This window comes from Bradyrhizobium sp. GW821-FHT13H06 (genome assembly GCF_058803975.1).
On sequence record NZ_JBXAPN010000007.1, the window covers coordinates 103,601 to 122,222 of the forward strand.

General features: G+C 64.5%; 21 protein-coding genes. 7 read left to right on the plus strand and 14 right to left on the minus strand.

The genetic code is table 11. From position 1 onward, the window contains the following. Positions 1-200 precede the first annotated feature (200 nt). From AC1RQP_RS26850 to AC1RQP_RS26860, 3 genes are all read right to left on the minus strand, one after another. Positions 201-626: a GFA family protein gene (locus tag AC1RQP_RS26850; RefSeq protein WP_492939417.1), complete on the minus strand. Its 426-nt coding sequence runs from the start codon at positions 624-626 to the stop codon at positions 201-203. A 59-nt stretch (positions 627-685) separates the two neighbouring features. Next, positions 686-1,651, minus strand: coding sequence for a DMT family transporter (locus AC1RQP_RS26855; RefSeq protein ID WP_492939419.1), 966 nt, complete (start codon positions 1,649-1,651; stop codon positions 686-688). Between the two features lie 74 nt (positions 1,652-1,725). After that, positions 1,726-2,205, minus strand: coding sequence for a PaaI family thioesterase (locus AC1RQP_RS26860; RefSeq protein ID WP_239624991.1), 480 nt, complete (start codon positions 2,203-2,205; stop codon positions 1,726-1,728). A gap of 185 nt (positions 2,206-2,390) precedes the next feature. Here AC1RQP_RS26860 and purL point away from each other — a divergent pair, with 185 nt between their 5' ends. Next, a complete protein-coding gene (purL, locus tag AC1RQP_RS26865) occupies positions 2,391-4,601 on the plus strand; it encodes a phosphoribosylformylglycinamidine synthase subunit PurL (protein ID WP_492939421.1) in 2,211 nt (736 codons plus the stop codon). A gap of 154 nt (positions 4,602-4,755) precedes the next feature. Here purL and AC1RQP_RS26870 read toward each other — a convergent pair whose 3' ends face one another. Continuing rightward, a complete protein-coding gene (locus AC1RQP_RS26870; RefSeq protein WP_492939423.1) occupies positions 4,756-5,946 on the minus strand; it encodes an acyltransferase family protein in 1,191 nt (396 codons plus the stop codon). Between the two features lie 154 nt (positions 5,947-6,100). Between AC1RQP_RS26870 and AC1RQP_RS26875 the strand changes: the two genes are divergently transcribed. Then, positions 6,101-6,274, plus strand: coding sequence for a DUF1328 domain-containing protein (locus tag AC1RQP_RS26875; RefSeq protein WP_061883064.1), 174 nt, complete (start codon positions 6,101-6,103; stop codon positions 6,272-6,274). Between the two features lie 113 nt (positions 6,275-6,387). Here the strand turns inward: AC1RQP_RS26875 and AC1RQP_RS26880 are convergent, their stop codons facing one another. Further along, the gene (locus AC1RQP_RS26880; RefSeq protein WP_492939425.1) at positions 6,388-6,747 is read right to left on the minus strand and encodes a DUF427 domain-containing protein; all 360 of its coding nucleotides are present in this window, start codon (positions 6,745-6,747) and stop codon (positions 6,388-6,390) included. A gap of 199 nt (positions 6,748-6,946) precedes the next feature. Between AC1RQP_RS26880 and AC1RQP_RS26885 the strand changes: the two genes are divergently transcribed. After that, entirely contained in the window at positions 6,947-7,183 is a 237-nt protein-coding gene (locus tag AC1RQP_RS26885; RefSeq protein ID WP_008139419.1) for a BolA/IbaG family iron-sulfur metabolism protein, read from the plus strand. A gap of 24 nt (positions 7,184-7,207) precedes the next feature. Beyond that, entirely contained in the window at positions 7,208-8,401 is a 1,194-nt protein-coding gene (locus AC1RQP_RS26890; RefSeq protein WP_492939427.1) for a low temperature requirement protein A, read from the plus strand. Between the two features lie 9 nt (positions 8,402-8,410). Here the strand turns inward: AC1RQP_RS26890 and egtD are convergent, their stop codons facing one another. Continuing rightward, positions 8,411-9,382 carry an L-histidine N(alpha)-methyltransferase gene (gene egtD / locus AC1RQP_RS26895; protein WP_492939429.1) on the minus strand — a complete coding sequence of 324 codons (972 nt, stop codon included), beginning with the start codon at positions 9,380-9,382 and terminating at the stop codon, positions 8,411-8,413. A 134-nt stretch (positions 9,383-9,516) separates the two neighbouring features. Then, entirely contained in the window at positions 9,517-10,815 is a 1,299-nt protein-coding gene (gene egtB / locus AC1RQP_RS26900; RefSeq protein WP_492939431.1) for an ergothioneine biosynthesis protein EgtB, read from the minus strand. Between the two features lie 238 nt (positions 10,816-11,053). On the opposite strand from egtB, the gene grxD reads away from it, so the two are divergent. The 3 genes from grxD to AC1RQP_RS26915 all read left to right on the plus strand — a co-directional run bounded on the left by grxD (position 11,054) and on the right by AC1RQP_RS26915 (position 13,327). Then, positions 11,054-11,380 (plus strand): Grx4 family monothiol glutaredoxin, encoded by a 327-nt coding sequence (grxD, locus tag AC1RQP_RS26905; RefSeq protein ID WP_194393118.1) that lies wholly within the window; start codon positions 11,054-11,056, stop codon positions 11,378-11,380. Positions 11,381-11,383: 3 nt separating this feature from the next. Beyond that, positions 11,384-11,953, plus strand: a complete 570-nt coding sequence (locus AC1RQP_RS26910) for an O-acetyl-ADP-ribose deacetylase (protein ID WP_492939433.1) — start codon at positions 11,384-11,386, stop codon at positions 11,951-11,953. Between the two features lie 90 nt (positions 11,954-12,043). Next, a complete protein-coding gene (locus AC1RQP_RS26915; RefSeq protein WP_492939435.1) occupies positions 12,044-13,327 on the plus strand; it encodes a serine hydrolase domain-containing protein in 1,284 nt (427 codons plus the stop codon). Here AC1RQP_RS26915 and AC1RQP_RS26920 read toward each other — a convergent pair whose 3' ends face one another. The 7 genes from AC1RQP_RS26920 to murI form a co-directional block, all read right to left on the minus strand. After that, positions 13,328-14,395, minus strand: coding sequence for a threonine aldolase family protein (locus AC1RQP_RS26920; RefSeq protein ID WP_492939437.1), 1,068 nt, complete (start codon positions 14,393-14,395; stop codon positions 13,328-13,330). Between the two features lie 12 nt (positions 14,396-14,407). Then, positions 14,408-14,704, minus strand: a complete 297-nt coding sequence (locus AC1RQP_RS26925) for a type II toxin-antitoxin system RelE/ParE family toxin (RefSeq protein WP_492939439.1) — start codon at positions 14,702-14,704, stop codon at positions 14,408-14,410. After that, positions 14,697-14,912: a hypothetical protein gene (locus AC1RQP_RS26930; RefSeq protein ID WP_239624969.1), complete on the minus strand. Its 216-nt coding sequence runs from the start codon at positions 14,910-14,912 to the stop codon at positions 14,697-14,699. The genes AC1RQP_RS26925 and AC1RQP_RS26930 overlap by 8 nt, the downstream gene beginning before the upstream one ends. A 69-nt stretch (positions 14,913-14,981) precedes the next feature. Beyond that, on the minus strand, positions 14,982-15,599 hold the full coding sequence (rpsD, locus tag AC1RQP_RS26935) for a 30S ribosomal protein S4 (RefSeq protein ID WP_239624967.1): 618 nt from the start codon (positions 15,597-15,599) through the stop codon (positions 14,982-14,984). Between the two features lie 236 nt (positions 15,600-15,835). Next, positions 15,836-16,603: an acyltransferase gene (locus tag AC1RQP_RS26940; protein WP_492939441.1), complete on the minus strand. Its 768-nt coding sequence runs from the start codon at positions 16,601-16,603 to the stop codon at positions 15,836-15,838. A 322-nt stretch (positions 16,604-16,925) separates the two neighbouring features. Further along, on the minus strand, positions 16,926-17,699 hold the full coding sequence (locus AC1RQP_RS26945; RefSeq protein WP_492939443.1) for an HpcH/HpaI aldolase family protein: 774 nt from the start codon (positions 17,697-17,699) through the stop codon (positions 16,926-16,928). Between the two features lie 63 nt (positions 17,700-17,762). Next, complete coding sequence (gene murI, locus AC1RQP_RS26950; RefSeq protein WP_492939445.1) at positions 17,763-18,560, minus strand: glutamate racemase; 798 nt, start codon at positions 18,558-18,560, stop codon at positions 17,763-17,765. Positions 18,561-18,622 lie beyond the last annotated feature (62 nt).

The following is an 18,622-nucleotide window of genomic DNA, read 5'->3' on the forward strand; positions in this document are numbered from 1 at the left end:
GCGGTCCGTAACCTCTCCCGCTCGCTTGCGGGAGAGGGATGGGGAGAGGGTATTTCCGCAGTGGGATAGTCCCCAAGAGGAGACAGCCCCCACCCGGCGCACGGGACGAAGCTTCGCTTCGCCCGGACGCGCCGACCTCTTCCGCACGCGGGAGAGGTGAACGGCCCACGGCGATCGATTCAACCTAAGGCCATTCCGCTTTAGTCAGCCGGGATAAACCGGAGTGTGCCTGCTCGACGCGTTGGCTTGCCGGTATCGTTGGTGTGATTGACGCCATCCATGACGGGCACCTCGGCAAAGTCGAATGGGCTTACCCCGTCCAGGCAGGCCACGTTGACGGCATATGATGTCGTGTCAGATCGCCGTTGATGGTGCGTGTATATTCCGCAGCGAGAACAGAAGAAGTGTTGCGCCGATCCGGTATGGAAGCGGTAGGTTGTGAGCGCGTCCTCGCCCTGCAGGAACTTGAACCCACTCATTTCCGCCATGGCAATGACGGCGCCTCGCATCCGGCAGTAAGAGCAAGTGCAGCGGCGGATCGAATTGAAGCCGTCGCTGAGCGACACCTCGAAGCGCACCGCACCGCAATGGCACTGGCCAGCCCAAACGTTCGTGTCGCTCACCATGTTGTCTGCTTCTCCTGTTCAGATTGATTCCACGGCCACAGCTTGGTTGAGTCCAGACCCTAGCGCAGCTTGAGCTTCTCCGCAGGCACCGTCATCGCGGCAACGCCGGCCATCACTAGCAGCAGGCCCAGCGCCAAATTCGACGGCACGCTCTCGCCGAGCAGCAGCACGGAGAGGCCGACGCCGATCGGGATGCGCAAATAGCCTTGCGCGTTCGTCGTCAGCGTGCCGAGCCGGCCGAGGCAGACGTAGAACAGCATCAAGCCGAGCGCGCTGGAGACGATGCCCATGACGATGGTGGCGACGATCGCGGTCGGCGTCGGGTGCAGCGTCCAGGGCTGGTCGATCAGCAGCGAGGGCGGCAGCAGGATGATGCCGCCGAACAGCAGCGAACCGGCCGCCACCACCATCGGGTCGTAGTCCGACAGCCTGAGGCCGAAGATCGTCGCGCAGGCAAAGGAGATGGTGGCGAGCAGGATCGCGATCTCCGCCACGATCTCGCTGCCGAAGCCGCGCAGCGCATCGAGGCCGACGATGACGGTGGTCCCGGCAAGTCCGAGGATCGCGCCGGCGAGCTTGAGCAGCGTTGCCGGCTCGTGCCGCGTGATCAGCGAGGTGATCAGGAAGGCGAAGATCGGCGTCGTCGAGGCCAGCACCACCGTGTTCGAGGCCGGCACATATTGCTGCGACCAGGTGATGATCAGGAACGGGAAGGTCGAGTTGATCAATTGCTGGGTTGCGAACAGCTTCCAGGCTTTCGCGTCGGTCGGGATGCTGACCCCGCGCATCCACAGGATCGCGAACAGGAAAGCGGCCGCGATCAGCGAGCGCGCCGAGATGAAGGTGATGGGCGGGATCGTGTCCAGCGCCAGCTTCGCCAGCGGATAGGTGGAACTCCAGCAGCAGGCCAGCGCCAGCAGCAGCGCGTAGTCGCGCCAGCTGCGCGCGCCGGTGGCGGGCATGGACGGCAACGGCTTTGATGCGGACGCCGCCGCGCGACCCGCCTCCGATGTGCTCTGCGGCACCTTGTTTCTGCTCCCCGGCGCAAAAGCGCTCGGCCAAGTGTGGGCGAGGGGGCGCAAGAATGGAAGCTGCCGAGCTATGCGTTTGGCTGCGGTGCCGGTTTCCGCTTCACCCGCTTGATCGTGCCGGAGAAGGTGAACAGCGGCCGTCCGCCGGAGGTCAGCCTGCCGCGCAGGAAGATCAGCGAGCCGCCGGCCCGAGACACTTCGCCGACGCATTCGACCAACTCGCCCTCGCGGGCGGCGTCGAGAAAATCGCAGGCGAAGTTGGTCGTCACCGCCGGCCCATCCAGCTCGTGGGTGGCGATTGCGAACAGGCAATAGTCGGCAAACGCCATGAAGCAGCCGCCGTGGACGTTCCCGGAGCCGTTGAGGTGCTTTTTCTCGACCCGGAAGGCGCTGCGGACACTGCCGTCAGCCTCGATCCGGTGCCAGAAGGGGCCGACATGGGACTCGAAACTGTCCCGAATCCAGGTCCGCCAGCCCTGAAATTCACCCTCCGTGGCGACGTGGAGGTCAGGACGGCGCGGCGGGGGTGATTTGGTCAGTTCGTGCAAGGGAAACAGGCCTTCAATTGCGGGTCTTGAACCCTTAAATCCGATCTGTCCGCGCCGTGCAATTCCTGTTCCCGCGGAGCGCCCGGCGCAAAACGTGGGACAGCGGGAAAATGCGCCATAAAGGGCTTTTCCAAGCCGCCTGATGTTCCTAAGAACGGCCAACCGCCGCCGAAAGCCCCGAATCCATGAAGAATGAACCCAAGATCACCCCCGAACTGGTTGCCGCCCACGGGCTCAAGCCCGACGAATATGAGCGCATCCTGAAGCTGATCGGGCGGGAGCCGACCTTCACCGAGCTCGGCATCTTCTCGGCGATGTGGAACGAGCATTGCTCGTACAAGTCCTCGCGCATCCATCTGCGCGGCTTGCCGACCAAGGCGCCCTGGGTGATCCAGGGCCCCGGCGAGAACGCCGGCGTGATCGACATCGGCGACGGACAGGCCGTGGTCTTCAAGATGGAGAGCCACAACCACCCGAGCTATATCGAGCCGTATCAGGGCGCGACCACCGGCGTCGGCGGCATCCTGCGTGACGTCTTCACCATGGGCGCGCGCCCGATCGCCTGCCTCAATGCGCTCAGCTTCGGTGCGCCCGAGCACCCGAAGACGAGGCATCTCGTTTCCGGCGTCGTGGCGGGGGTCGGCGGCTACGGCAATTCCTTCGGCGTGCCGACGGTCGGCGGGCAGGTGCGCTTCCACACCCGCTATGACGGCAACATCCTGGTCAACGCGATGGCGGTCGGCCTCGCCGATGCCGACAAGATCTTCTATGCGGCTGCCTCCGGCGTGAACATGCCGATCGTCTATCTGGGCTCCAAGACCGGCCGCGACGGCATCCACGGCGCCTCGATGGCGTCGGCCGAATTCGACGACAAGTCCGAGGAGAAGCGCCCGACCGTGCAGGTCGGCGATCCCTTCGCCGAGAAGCTGCTGCTGGAAGCCTGCCTCGAGATCATGGAGAAGGGCTGCGTCATCGCGATCCAGGACATGGGCGCGGCGGGCCTGACCTGCTCGGCGGTGGAGATGGGCGCCAAGGGCGATCTCGGCGTCGACCTCGATCTCGATGCGGTGCCGACCCGCGAGACCGGCATGAGCGCCTATGAGATGATGCTCTCGGAGAGCCAGGAGCGCATGCTCATGGTGCTCAAGCCCGAGAAGGAGAAGGAAGCCGAGGCGATCTTCAGGAAATGGGGCCTCGATTTCGCGGTGGTCGGCTACACCACGCCGAGCAAGCGTTTCGTGGTCAAGCATGGCGGCGACGTGATGGCCGATCTGCCGATCAAGGAGCTCGGCGACGAGGCGCCGCTCTATGACCGCCCGCACGTCCCCTCCGCCGGGCTGCCGGTCGTGCACGCCCGCGACGTGCCGGCGCCGATGGGCCTCGGTGCCGCGCTGGAGAAGTTGATCGGCACGCCCGACATGTGCAGCAAGCGCTGGGTCTGGGAGCAGTACGACCACGTCATTCTCGGCAACACCATACAGCGCCCCGGCGGCGATGCCGCCGTGGTGCGCGTGCAGGACGGGCCGAAGGGCCTGGCGCTGACCGTCGACGTCACGCCGCGCTATTGCGAGGCGGACCCGTTCGAGGGCGGCAAGCAGGCGGTGGCGGAAGCCTGGCGCAACATCACCGCGGTCGGCGGCAAGCCGCTCGCGATCACCGACAACCTCAACTTCGGTAATCCCGAAAGGCCCGAGATCATGGGCCAGTTCGTCGGCTGCCTGAAGGGCATCTCGGAAGCCTGCCGCACGCTGGACTTCCCGGTCGTGTCCGGCAACGTCTCGCTCTACAACGAGACCAACGGCCGTGCGATCCTGCCGACGCCCTCGATCGGCGGCGTCGGCCTGCTCGACGATTTCACAAAATCCGCCTCGCTGGCCTTCAAGGCCGAGGGCGAAGCGATCCTCCTGGTCGGCGAAACCCATGGCTGGCTCGGCCAGTCCGTGTACCTGCGCGACATCTGCGGCCGCGAGGAGGGCGCGCCGCCGCCGGTGGATCTTTCCGCCGAGAAGCGCAACGGCGATTGCGTGCGCGGCATGATCCATGCGGGCACCGCGACCGCCGTGCACGACCTCTCCGACGGCGGCCTCCTGATCGCGCTTGCCGAGATGGCGATGGCGGGCGGGATCGGCGCAAAACTGCTCGCGGCGCCGACCGCGCTGGTGCCGCAGGCCTATTGGTTCGGCGAGGACCAGGCGCGCTATCTCGTCACCGTGCCGGAAGCGGAAGCCGGCCGCGTGCTCGCCAAGATGCGTGGCTGCGAAGTGCCGTGCGTGCGGATCGGCACCACCGGGGGCGATGCGATCGCGATCGCGGGCGAAGCGCCGGTTGCGATCGACACGCTGCGCAAGTCGTTCGAACGCTGGCTGCCGGAATATATGGGCGGCAAGGCGGCGTAAGGCGCTGCGACACACGCTGTCATTGCGAGCCAACGGGTCCGCGCGCGCGGCCCGATGACAGGCTCCGCGAAGCAATCCAGAATCTTACTGCTGAGACAGTCGGGATTGCTTCGCCGCAAGGGCTCCTTGCAATGACGAACGAGGAGGCCTGGCCTCACAACACGCGTGACGCGCCCGGGATCTGCCGCAACGCTCGCGTCAGTGCCCAGCTCGCCGCGACAGTCAGTACGAACCCGATCGTTGCCTTGACGATCGCCGGCAGGTCATAGTCGAACAGCCAGTATTGCAGCCACAGGGCGAACGGATAGTGCACCAGGAACATGCCGAACGCGTCGCCCTGCATTGGATCGAGCAGCCTGGCCGGGCCTGATTGCTTGAATCTCTGAAAGAAGGCCAGGATCAGAAACATGATGGCCACGCTGAAGATAGTGAAGCAGATGGCATAGAGCGCTTCATACCAGTCCGGCAACGGCGACGGGTTGCCCAATATTTCGCGCTTGATGAAGATCAGCCCCCACAAGAGGCAATACGGAACGATCGCCAGGACCATCCAGTCCCAGCTGACCTTTGCCATGCGGCCGTCGACAGAGAGCAGCCCGCGATCCATTTGCGCAACGCCGATGCCGGCACCGAAAAAGAAATAGGTCGCATACAGCATCACGCGCCCGTGCTGGACCGAGAACGGCCCGAACTCGAACCAGCTGCTCGGTCCGAAGTGAACCAGCCCGGGAATGTAGAACGCGGCGGTGACCGCCAGCATGACCGCGAAGAACACGGCGGGCCGACGCCGACCATGCAGCGAGAGGCGATTGATCGGATCGAGCAGATTGGGTGACAGCCGGTACAAAAGGCAGGCCATCAGGTCGAAGGCGAACAAGACCCAGAGGAACCAGATCGGCCCGCTCGGCCACGGGCCCTTCGTGACCATATTCCACCAGAATTCCGAAAAGCCGATCTCAGGATGCTGCCGCAGGGAGATCGCATAGTAGGCGAGCGGAATGACGGTAAGAGCGCAGATCGCGAAGGGTAAGCCAAGCCGAAGCAAGCGATCTGCCAAATAGCTCCGCACTCCCTTCCGGGCGATGCCAGACCAGACGAACAGTCCCGACAGGAAGAAGAACATCGCCATGAAGAAACTGTCGGTGGCGAGCACGATCATGTCGAAGCCGAAGAAATATTTCGGATCGGTATGACCGAAATAGGTATAGGGGAGCACCGCGTGATGCAGCAGCACCACGAGGGTCAGGAAGGTGCGGGCGCGATCGATCGCCATATTGCGCACCTTGCTCGTAGGCGCGGCATGCACGTCCGCGCCGATCGTCGCTGAATGTGACATCGTCATCATGGCCGCCCCACACTTTCTGTCTCGGCCGGACTCTGCCGCCGGGAACCTGATTCAGCAAGGGCCCCGGACTACCTCTAGGAACCAGTTCTGCGCAACGACGTTGGCATCCGCCGGAGGGCGAGGGCCGCACGAAAACGGCAGTTTGGAGCTGGCCATGACGATCCTGAAATGGGCGTTGATCTTCCTGCTTGTCTCGATCGTGGCCGGCGTGCTCGGCTTCACCGACATTTCGGCCGCCTCCGCCGATATTGCCCGCTTCCTGTTCTACGTCTTTGTCGTGATCTTCCTCGTCCTGCTGATACTGGGCCTCACGATCTTCAGGGCTTAGCGGGGGGCCGCCCCACGCTCAGTCGTGACAGCGGCCTTGACCCGGGCATCCATCGATTGCGTCCAAGGAGGCCGGGAAGAAGCCCCGGCCATGACAGCAGCATACGGAGCGCGCTACCCCACTTCTTCGATCTTAACCTTGTCCGGATAGAAGGCGAGATGGCCGGCAATCTCGGTCATGGCGGGGAAGGGCGTCTCATAGGTCCAGATTGCGTTGTCCAGCATCTTGCCGTCGGCCTTGACGCTGAAATAGCTCGCGTCCCCCTTGTACGGGCAGTGCGTGACACGGTCGGTGCGCTCCAGCAGGGCCATGTTGGTGTCCTCTCGTGGCACATATTGCACCGCCGGATATTTGGCCTCCTTCAGGGTCAGCGCCTTGCTGGTCTCGGCGATGACGATGTCGCCTGCGGTCACCCGGACGCGCCGGGGATTTGGGGTGATGGTGATGGGGTGGTCGGGCCCTGGAAGCTTCATGATTTCACGCCTTTTCGATCAATCTGCCGCGCGCGGCACTTTGTCGTGCCTTTATCCTGATGGGATCACGGATATAGTGCCGGAAGGCGTGACGGAGAAGGCCGTTCACGCTAAGTTTGAGCTTGCCGGCGAGGGGACCCCGGCAACGATTCGAACGCTTGGACCAGAAAACGCTTGGACCAGAAGGAGCAAGACCCGAATGCCCATGGACGCCCACGATATCGAGGCGATGATCAAGGCAGCGATCCCCGATGCCGAGGTGACCATCCGTGACCTCGCCGGCGACGGCGACCACTATGCCGCGACCGTGATCTCGGAATCCTTCCGCGGCAAATCGCGCGTCCAGCAGCACCAGATCGTCTACCAGTCCCTGCAGGGCCAGATGGGGGGCGTCCTGCACGCGCTGGCGCTGCAAACCGGCGTGCCCGGCACCTGACCTGATCGTGCCACGGGGGCAATGATGGCTGCGGACAATCCTCGCGGCGCGATGTTTCGCGTTATCGTGCCGAGCCAGCACAGCCGCGTCACCTTTGTCGAGCTGTTCTTCGACCTCGTCTTCGTCTTTGCCGTCACGCAAGTCTCGCACTCGCTGCTGCATCATTTCACGCCGCTCGGCGCGGTGCAGGTCGCGGTGCTGTTTCTCGCGGTGTGGTGGGTGTGGGTCTACACCGCCTGGGTCACCAACTGGCTCAATCCCGAGCTGACGCCGGTCCGCCTCCTGCTCTTTTCGATGATGCTGGGCGGCCTCGTGCTGTCGACGACGATCCCGACCGCGTTCGAGGGGCGCGGCCTGTGGTTCGCGATTGCCTACGCGACCATGCAGGTCGGACGGACCGCATTCTGGCTGCTCGCAACGCCGCGGCATCGAACGGCCGTGCGGCACAACGCGATCCGCATCCTGACCTGGTTGTCGATCTCCGCGGTCCTGTGGATCGCAGGCGGCCTGTCCGAGGGAGACACGCGGCTATGGCTGTGGATCGCGGCGGTGGCCTGGGAATACATCTCGCCGGCGGCACGCTTCTGGGTCCCGAAGCTCGGGTTTTCCTCGATCGAGGCGTGGGCCGTCGAAGGCGGCCACATGGCCGAGCGCTGCGCGCTGTTCGTCATCATCGCGCTCGGCGAAGCCATCGTCGTCAACGGCGCCACCTTTGCCGAGCTCGAGTGGACCGCGAACAACATCCTGGCCTTCGTCTCGGCGCTGGTCGGCGCCATCGCGATGTGGTGGATCTATTTTCACAAGGGCGCGGAGGCCGGAGCCGAGCGCATCTCGAAGTCCGCCGAATCCGGCCGCCTGGCCCGGCTCGCCTACACCTATCTGCACACGCCGATCGTGGCGGGCATCATCCTGACCGCGGTCTCGGACGAGCTGGTGCTGAAGCACCCGACCGGCCATTCCGACACCCGCACCATCGTGAGCACGGTCGGCGGGCCCCTGGTGTTCCTGGTCGGCACCATCCTCTTCAAGTACGCGATCCGCGGCTTCCTCCAGCTCTCGCACGGGATCGGCATCATCCTGCTGCTGGTGCTGTGGTGGTTCGCAGCCGACCTCTCGCCGCTCTGGCTGTCGGTCGCCACCACGATGATCATGATCGTCGTGGCGGTGTGGGAGTCGGTGTCGCTGGGATCCGGGCCGGAAGAAGCGGCGGAGCATTGAGCCCCGGCGCTACTCCGCCACCTCGAGCGCGTGCACCGAGAACATGTTCGCCGCGTCCGTCCAGCTCTCGCGGACGCGCCAGCCCGCGCCCTGCGCCAGCGCGGCGAAACGCTCGATGCTGTATTTGTAGCTGTTCTCGGTGTGGATGCTCTCGCCCGGGCGGAACGAGAAGCTGGTGCCGAGCAGCCGCACGGTCTGGCTCTTCTTGCTGATCAGGTGCATCTCGATCCGGTGCCGCTCGCGATTGTAGATAGCGCGGTGGGTGAAGGCGGAGAGATCGAAATTGCCGCCGAGCTCGCGATTGATGCGCACCAGCACATTCAGGTTGAAGCGCGCGGTGACGCCGGCGGCGTCGTTGTAGGCGTCAAAGAGGATGCGCTCGTCCTTCTCGAGATCGGCGCCGATGATCATCTGCGCGCCCTTGCCGAGAATCTTGCGGGCGCTCCTCAGGAAGGCCTGGGCCTCTTGCGGCTCGAAATTGCCGATGGTCGAACCGGGGAAGAAGCCGACCTTCGGCATGGATGCGACCGCTGTCGGCAGCTCGAACGGCGTGGTGAAGTCGGCGGCGACCGGATAGATGCCGAGCGTCGGGAAGTCCCGCTTCAGCCCGTTCGCCTGCGCCTTCAGGAAGTCGCCGGAGATATCGACGGGGACATAGGCCGCGAACCTGCAATGATCGAGCAGCAGGCGCACCTTCGTGGTCGCGCCGGCGCCGAACTCGACGAGGGCCGCGTGCTCCGGAATGATGTTTGCGATCTCGCCCCCGCGCTCTCTCAGGATCGCAAGCTCTGTGCGCGTCGGATAATATTCCGGCAGGCGTGTGATCGCCTCGAACAGCTCCGATCCCGTCGCGTCATAAAAGTATTTCGGCGACAGCTTTTTCGGTTGCTGCGAGAGGTCCTCGATGGCCTCGCGGGCAAAGGAGGTGGTCTGCTCGTCGGGAAGATGGGCCTCGGCCAACGCGCTGGCGTGCACATTCATGATACTCTCCTGAACGCGCTGTCCGGCGCGCATTGATCGTCGGATGAACTTGAAGCGCGATGAGACCGCGCTTCAGGCTGTCGTTTGAGCATGAGCTTTTCGGGAAACCGCTGCACACCTCTCCGGATCATGCTCTAGTCGTAGTCGGCGAGCCGCAGTCCGGTGAACTGCCAGCGATGGTGCGGATAGAAGAAGTTGCGATAGGTGATACGGCTGTGGCCTTGCGGAGTTGCAAGCGAAGAACCGCGCAGCACCAGCTGGTTGACCATGAACTTGCCGTTGTACTCGCCGAGCGCGCCTTCGACGGCGCGGTAACCGGGATAGGGTGAATAGGAGCTGCGGGTCCATTGCCAGACGATGCCGAAGGCGTCGTTGAGCTGGCCAGCGCGGGCCGCGACCTCCCATTCCATCTCGGTCGGCAGGTGTTTTCCGGACCAGCGCGCGAAGGCGTCGGCCTCATAGTAGCTGATGTGACAGACGGGCGCGTCCGGATCGACCGGCTTGAGGCCGGCCAGCGTCATCACGTGCCATTGGCCGTCGATCTCGCGCCAGTAGCCCGGCGCCTGCCAGTCCTCCTTGCTTGCCGTGGCAAAACCGTCCATCAGCCATAGCGTTGCGCTCCGATAGCCGCCGTCGTGCATGAAGGCGAGCCACTCGCCATTGGTGACGAGGTTGCGTGCAATGCTGACGGGCCCAACGAGGGCGCGGTGCGCCGGCTTCTCGTTGTCGAAATGAAAGCCCTCGTCGACATGGCCGACGGTGTGGATGCCTTCGTTCAGCGTCAGCCAGTCATCGCCGCCGCGCGTCGCGGCCGGGAAGCGCCAGTCCGGATCGTACGCCGGGTAGATCGGGTTCTGCGCAAAGGCATGCAGGATGTCGGTGAACATCAGCTCCTGATGCTGCTGCTCGTGATTGAGCCCGACCTCGACCAGCGGGGCGATTGCGCGGAGCTTGTCCGCGCCGGCCTCGCGGAAGAATTTGCTGACGGCCGCATCGACGTATTTGCGATAGGCGCCGACCTGGTCGGCGCTCGGCCGGGTGATGTCGCCGCGATGATTGCGGGCATGTCGCGGGCCGGCGCTGACGTAATAGGAATTGAACAGGAACGCGAAATCGGGATGGAAGGGCCGGTAGCCCGCAGCGTGCTCGCCGAGCAGGAATTGCTCCCAGAACCATGTGGTATGGGCCCGGTGCCATTTGGTCGGGCTGGCATCGGGCATGGACTGGATCTGCTGGTCCTCCGGTGACAGCGGTGCTGCCCGCCGTTCGGTCTCATTGCGGACGGCAAGAAACGCTGCCTCCAGCCGCTGGGCGAGGTCGTCCGGATGCGAGGACGGTGACGAAAGCTGGGGGGCGGCCGTAGCTGAGGCTTGTTTCGTCACGTTTTTCTCCAGACAGGACAAGAGAACGTTGTTTGCGCGACCCGGTTCCATAACGAGGGTTCGTCCTAGATAGGGGCTCCGTTACGGTATGAAAGTCCTCTCCGGCGATGATATTGATGTCATCAGCCTATGGACCTGTGGGGGCTCTGCACGGCCACCAGGAGCCTGTCGCCGCCATTTTACTTTGGATGCACAACGGTTTGGGCTACATATATAGGTAGGTATCGGGTTAAATCGGTCGAGCCGGCCCGAAATGACTGGTGAGGGCTCGGCCCAGAAGGACATGGATATGAGCATCGAGGAATTCATCGCCAACGAAGTGAAGTCGAACGACGTGGTCCTGTTCATGAAGGGCACGCCGCAATTTCCGCAGTGCGGATTCTCCGGCCAGGTCGTCCAGATCCTCGATCATCTCGGCGTCGGCTATAAGGGCCTCAACGTCCTTGAATCCGCCGAACTGCGCAACGGCATCAAGACCTTCTCCAACTGGCCGACCATTCCGCAGCTCTACGTGAAGGGCGAGTTCGTCGGCGGCTGCGACATCGTCCGCGAGATGTTCCAGGCCGGCGAATTGCAGCAGCTCTTCTCCGAAAAGGGCGTCGTCGTCGCGGCCTGATACGTGACCGTGCTGACGCGCCGGATCGGCGGCGCCAGGCTTGAGGTCATCGTTGCCGACATCACGAGACTCGGCGTCGACGCCATCGTCAACGCCGCCAACACGTCGCTCCTTGGCGGGGGCGGCGTGGACGGTGCGATCCATCGGGCGGCCGGGCCCGAACTCGTCGCCGAATGCCGCATGCTCCACGGCTGCAAGACGGGTGAGGCGAAGATCACCAGGGGTTATCGGCTCAGGGCCGGACATGTGATCCACACCGTCGGTCCGGTGTGGAATGGCGGCACGCTCGGCGAGGACGATCTGCTCGCCTCCTGCTATCGCCGATCGATGGAGCTGTGCGGTCGGCACGAGCTGACCTCGGTGGCATTCCCCGCGATTTCGACCGGCATTTTCCGCTTTCCTGCCGACCGGGCGGCCGATATCGCCGTGCGCACGACGATCGAAGCGCTCGCCGCTGCGCCGTCCGTTGCTCACGTGGTGTTCTGCTGCTTCGCCGAGCCTGGCGCCGAACGTCATGCCGAGGCGCTTGCGCGACACGGCGGCCCCAACAATATCGGCGGCGCTGTTTCGTGATCGATCCGAGGCAGGAAAAGTTCCTCGTCCTCCTGAAGCAGATCCCGACCGAGTGCGAGCGAGTTCAGCAAACATTGAAGCAGCCGGTTCATGAAGCCATGGAGAAATGACGTGCGCGGGCGCAGCGCGTTCATCGCGGGGCTCGTTCTTCTCGTTGCCGTCGTCGGTGCGAAGGCCGGCGCCGAGGGACGCGCTGCCCGCACTCTCTCCACGGAAGGGCTGGCGAAGGTTTCCGACCACATCCGGAACGAGGTTGCCACCGGCAAGATCCCCGGCGCCATCCTGCTGCTCCAGCAGCACGGCAAGCCCGTCTACTACGAGAATTTCGGCGTTCGCGATGTCGGCACCCGGATATCGATGAGCGCGGATACGATCTTCCGCCTCTATTCGATGTCGAAGCCGATCACATCCGTCGTGGCGATGATGCTGGTCGAGGAAGGCAGGCTTTCGCTCGACGATCCCGTGTCCAAATACATTCCGGCCTTTTCCGGCATGAAGGTGGGCATCGAAAGGAAAGCAGCGGACGGCAAGGTTTCGCTGATGCTGGAGCCGCAGCAGCGTCCGATCACGATCAAGGACCTCTTGCGCCACACCGCGGGGTTGCCTTACGGCTTTCGTGGCGGTGGACTGGTGCGCGAGGTCCACGCCGCGGCGGACCTCTTCAACAGCGATCTCTCCAATGCCGAGTTCGTCGCGAAGCTCGCCACGCTGCCGCTCGCCGAGCAGCCAGGCACGGTGTGGGATTACGGTTTTGGCACCGACGTGCTCGGCCGCGTGGTCGAAGTGGTCTCGGGCAAGACGCTGTTCCAGTTCGAGAAGGAGCGGCTGCTCGATCCGCTCGGCATGAGCGAGACTGCGTTCTATGTTGCCGATCCCGCCAGGTTTGCACGTATCGCCGAGCCGATGCCGGAGGACCGCAACATCAGCCCGACGACTGCAGTCCGCGACATCAGGCGGCCCGTGAGATGGGAATCGGGCGGCGCCGGCATGGTCGGCACGATCGGCGACTACGCCCGCTTCGCGCAGATGCTGCTGAATGGCGGCACTTACGAGGGCCGTCGCTATCTGAAGCCCGAGACCATTGCGCTGATGGTTTCGGACCACATCGGACCCGAGACGAAGATCGTACGCGACCAGATGTACTATCCGGGTGGAAGCTCAGGCTTCGGCCTCGGCTTCGCGGTGCGCACCTCGGTGCCTCCGGGCACGTCCTGGCCTACAGGCGAATATCGCTGGGACGGGGTTGCCGGCACGTTCTTCTTCGTCGATCCCGAGGACGATCTGATCGGGATCTTCATGGCGCAGACCCCGTCGCAGCGCGGCCGGATCCAACTCGAACTGAAGACGCTGATCTATCAGGCGATGGGGCGGTGATCAGGCGCCACGCACGATCTCGCGCACATATCCGATCGTCTCCTCGATCTGGCTCGCATTGACGTCGAGATGGGTGCAGGCGCGGATGCGGCCGTCCATCATCGCAAGCGTCACGCCGCGTTGACGGAGCGCGGCGACCATCTTGTCGCCGGGAATGCCGGCGCCGTCCGGCTTGAAGAACACGAGATTGGTCTCGGGCTCCTGGACCTCGATGCCTGAGATCTGCGACAGCCCGCGGGCGAGCGCCCGCGCATTGGCGTGGTCGTCGGCCAGGCGCTCGACGTGATGGTCGAGCGCGTAGATGCAGGCCGCCGCGCAGATCCCGGCCTGCCGCATCGAGCCGCCGAGGCGCTGCTTCCACTGCCACACCGCGTCGATGAAGGCGCGTGAGCCCGCGAGCACGCCGCCGATCGGCGCACCGAGGCCCTTGGAGAAATCGATCCAGGCCGAATCCCAGCCCGCGGTCATGTCGCGCGGAGAGATGCCGCTTGCCACGGTGGCGTTGAGCAGGCGCGCGCCGTCCATGTGGGTGACGAGGCCGTGTTGCCTGGCGATCGCGACGATCTCGTCGAGCGCGGTCTTCTTCCAGATCGTGCCGCCGCCGATATTGGCGGTCTGCTCGACGCTGACGACGGTCTGCGGCGGCTGGTAGCGCGTGCGCGGGTGCAGGGCCTTGCGAAGAGTTTCCGGCGTGAACTGGCCGCCCTCGCCCTTGAGCTGCGTGACCTGGAAGCCGCCGATCGCCGCATGCGCGCCGCCCTCACGCGCGATGATGTGCGCGGTCTCATGGGCGAGGATCTCGTCGCCGGCACGGCAATGCACCAGCGTCGCGGTCACGTTGCACATTGTGCCGGAGGGCATGTAGACCGCCGCTTCCTTGCCCAGCAGATCCGCGACGCGCTCGCACAACGTATTGACGGTCGGATCGTCGCCGACCTGCTCGTCGCCGACCTCCGCCCGCGCCATCGCCTCGCGCATCGCGGCCGTCGGCCTGGTCTGCGTGTCCGAGAGCAGGTTGATTCGGACAGGTGGCGCCTTGGGATCGATCGGGGGAGGGGTGTAGAGCATGACTGGTCTCGTCTAGTCGAACAATTGCGGCCTGATGTCTTGCGCACCGTGGAGAATGGCGCGGATTTCGACGTGTTCGGATTGCACCGTGTAGAAAATCAAATGTGATTGGAAGCGGAAACGCCGATAGCCAGCCGCGAGTTCATCCACCTGTTGGCCAATGAGAGGGAAATCGGCCAGAAGCCCGAAGGAGCGGATCAGACCTGCATAGTAAGCCTCAGCCTGATATTTGCCGAACCGGCTCTCGGTGAAGTCGTAGATGTCGATCAAATCGGCTCGGGTACGCTCCGATAACCGGTACTCAGCCATGGCGGCGTTGAGCAACGCGTTGGCGTGCGGCAGCCAGAATGTCGTCCGGCGTGTCCGAGGTGAACTCGTTGCAATCGGGCTGCGCAAACAGTGCTTGATATCGGCGGACCTGTTCGTCGCGGGACAGCTTGGCCCACGCCTCAAGCTCCGCCTCGCTAGGCGTGGCTGATGGGGTGATTTTGGCGAACTGGTCGGTCGTCCGGGACATCGACGGCACGTTACCACACCAAAAAGGCCCCGGATACCGGGGCCTTTGTACGTCGATCTGCCGAAATTATCAGCGCGAATAGAATTCGACCACCAGATGCGGCTCCATCTGCACCGGGAACGGCACGTCGGAGAGGTTGGGGATGCGCGTGTACTTCGCGGTCATCTTGCCGTGGTCGACTTCGAGATAGTCGGGCACGTCGCGCTCCGGGAGCTGACTGGCTTCGAGGACGTGGGCGAGCTGCTTGGAGGCTTCCTTGACCTCGACGACGTCACCGACCTTGAGCTGGTAGCTCGAAATGTTGACCTTGCGGCCGTTCACCTTGACGTGGCCGTGGTTGATGAACTGGCGTGCGGCGAAGATCGTCGAGACGAACTTGGCGCGGTACACGACCGCGTCGAGACGGCGCTCGAGCAGGCCGATCAGGTTCTCGCCGGTGTCACCCTTGAGGCGGCTCGCCTCGACATAGATGCCGTGGAACTGGCGCTCGCTGATGTTGGCGTAGTAGCCCTTCAGCTTCTGCTTGGCGCGCAGCTGCACGCCGAAGTCGGAGAGTTTGCCCTTGCGGCGCTGGCCGTGCTGGCCGGGGCCATATTCGCGGCGGTTCACGGGGCTCTTCGGGCGGCCCCAGATGTTCTGGCCCATACGGCGATCGATCTTGTACTTCGCCTCACTGCGCTTAGTCATCGCGTCCTCTTCAGGTACATGGTTTGAGGAAACGCGCCCTCCTGTGTGACGGGCCTAGCCCGGCACCGACAGGTCCGATCCCCAAAGCTTAAGGGATTTGACCACGGGTCGCGAAACGCTTCGCGGGCCGAAATCGGCCCGCGAGCAGGCGGCTTTTAGGGGAGTTTGGGGCTGGCTGTCAATTCTTTAGCCGTCATTCCCGGGCGGTACGCAGCGCCGGGATGGCCGCCGCGCGTTCAGGTCCCGACCGCCCGGATCGGCTTAGAACCGGCCGCCCGCAATTCGGCAGCGATTTCAGTGTTCAGGGCCTGCTCCAGCCGGGTCAGGACCCGGGCAATCGGGGCGGCGTCGGTGACCCGGTGGTCCCAACGGATCACGACATGGATGGTCTGGTCGGTCTCGACAAGCCCATAGCTGATGATAAAGGGGCCCGGCGTGATGGGGTGGAGCTCGCCGCCGCCATAGGCGGCCACCGAGCTCACCGCGAAGCTGCCGAACCAGTTGCCGCGCTGGCGGCCGAAATTCAGGCCGATGGCCCATGACAGCCGCCGGAGCGGCAGCGGCAGCCGGGTTGCCCGCATGATCTTGCGGAACATCGGGACGTCCTCGACTGGGGCCGTCTTGCCGCGTCGGATCTCGGCATCGATCGCCGCCAGCGACAGGGCCTCCGGGGCCGCGATTCGCTGCGGCATCACGCATTCCTCGCCGGCCTCGACCCGGGCGATCGCCACCAGCGCCACGCTCTTAGGCAGCTCATAGAGGGTCGGCCAAGGCCATTTGGCGTAGACGGTGCGCAGGATCGGCTCGTCTCGGGCAACCAGGGCGAAGGCTTTGACGAAGATCGCGGCCCAGCCGGCGGGTGCCGCCGCGCCTGCGCGGGCCTCCAGCAGGGGGCGGATATTGAGCGAACGGGAGAGCGAAACGAAGGGCACGCCCATCGAGGCGTGCATGAGGTCGCAGATCAGGCGGCGCCGCAGCGAAATGGTCTTGGGCGTCCCGCGCATCGCTCTATAATTCCTGGGATAAGATTAAAATATGTGCAACGAGCGGGTCGTCCGCTCGTCCCGTCCTCTAGCATGAACCAACCGGCTTGGGACCGTTGGGTTCGCCGCTTTCAGGGCGCCGGTGACGCCAGCGGCTCGGCCTTGTCGATCGCGTAAATTATTAATATTTTCAATTGCTTATCGCAAAAGACAGGGCCTGTTGAGGCAAGGCTGGCCAAGGATTGCGCGAGGAAAGTCGTCTCGAGCGTGTTTCCCCTCTGAACCACGGACCCCTAGCAGCGCCGCAGTTCCCGGCAAGGCCGGCCACACGCGTTGCGGCGATTCAGCGCTTGATGCCCTCGAACGCCGCCATGATGCCGCGCTGGAACAGCGACCAGTCGAAGCCGAGCGCGATCGCGCGGTAGCCGCGGTCGATCAGGGCGTTGGCCTGGTCGGCGGTGCGCGCCACGCCCCCGATCGGCACGCCACTTCTGAGGATGCCGGCCTCGGCGCGCGCGATCAGTTCGAGCAACTCCGGATCGTCCATCTGGCCGCGCTTGTTGATGGAGGTGGCGAGATCGCCGGGGCCGATGACGGCGACGTCGATGCCCGGCGTCGCCATGATCTCGTCGATGCGATTGACCGCCTCGACATGCTCGATGGTGATCATGCAGATCATCTCGTCGTCGGCGCTCGCCATGTAGTCCGGCATCGACTGGCCCCAACGGAACGGGGCGTGGAACGGACCCCAGAGCCGGTCGCCGCGTGGCGGGTAGCGCACGCTACGGACCGCTTTCTCAGCCTCCGCACGATTGGTGATCATGGGGAAGTTGATGCCGAAGGCGCCGATGTCCATCGGTGCCTTGGCAAGCCATGGCTCGTTCGCCGCGATCCGCACCAAGGGAGTGCAGGGCGTGCCGGTCGTGGCGGCGATCATCGCATGCGCTTCGGTCAATCCGATCGGGCCGTGTTCGAGATCGACGATGATCCAGTCGAGCGAGCGCGCCATGATCTGCACGGTCTGCACGCTTGGGATCGTCGCAATGGCGCCGAAGGCAGGACGACCCTCGCGCCACAATTGGCGGAGGCGGTTGAGCGGCGTGGACGGGACCGACATGGAAATGGCCTGCGGAAAAGATGACGACGGCGGAGCCTAGCAGCGGCTCGTGGCCGCGCAAAGTCAGGCCAGCGCGCGCCCGCCGAAGAACGGCGTCAGCGTGGCCGACAGGCCGTGCGTGCGGTTCGAGGTGAAGATCATCTCAGCGCCCGACTGCGCGAGTGCGCCGATCCGCGGGCCAAGCAGATCGGAGACGCGGCGGGCGATCGCCGGGGCCGGATCGATCCAGTCGACCGGCCAGGGTGCGAGCCGCCTCAGCCGATCGAGCAGCAGCGGATAATGCGTGCAGGCGAGCACCACCGTGTCGGTGCGCGACGTCGCGTCGGCGGGATCGCCGACGAAGCACGGCGCGAGTTCGGCGGCGAGGGCCTCGTCGCTGACCGGCGCGCCGCGGAGCTCGGCTTCGGCCAGCGACGCAAGCTCGGGCGAGCCGACCAGCGTCACCTCGCAGCCTTGCGCGAAATCGCGGATCAGCGCCTTCGTGTATTCCCGCTTCACCGTTCCCTTGGTCCCGAGCACCGAGACGCGGCGGGTCCTCGACTGCGCGCAGGCCGGCTTGATCGCCGGCACCGTGCCGACGAAGGGCAGGGAATATGCGGCGCGCAAGTGCGACAGGACCAGGGTGGAGGCCGTGTTGCACGCAATGACGACGAGGTCGGGATCATGCGTGCCGATCAACTCGCCCATCAGCGGCACCACGCGGGCGATGATCTCAGCCTCGTCATGGTGCCCATAGGGGAAGAAGGCGTCGTCGGCGACATAGACGTAATGGGCACCCGGGCGCGCGGCCACGACCTCACGGAGCACCGTGAGCCCGCCAAGGCCGGAATCGAACACCAGGATGGTCTCAGAATTGGTCACGCCAATACCCTAGCCCGTCATGGTTACCATTCGGTTTTTAGGGCGATTTTGCGGCGGGCCCC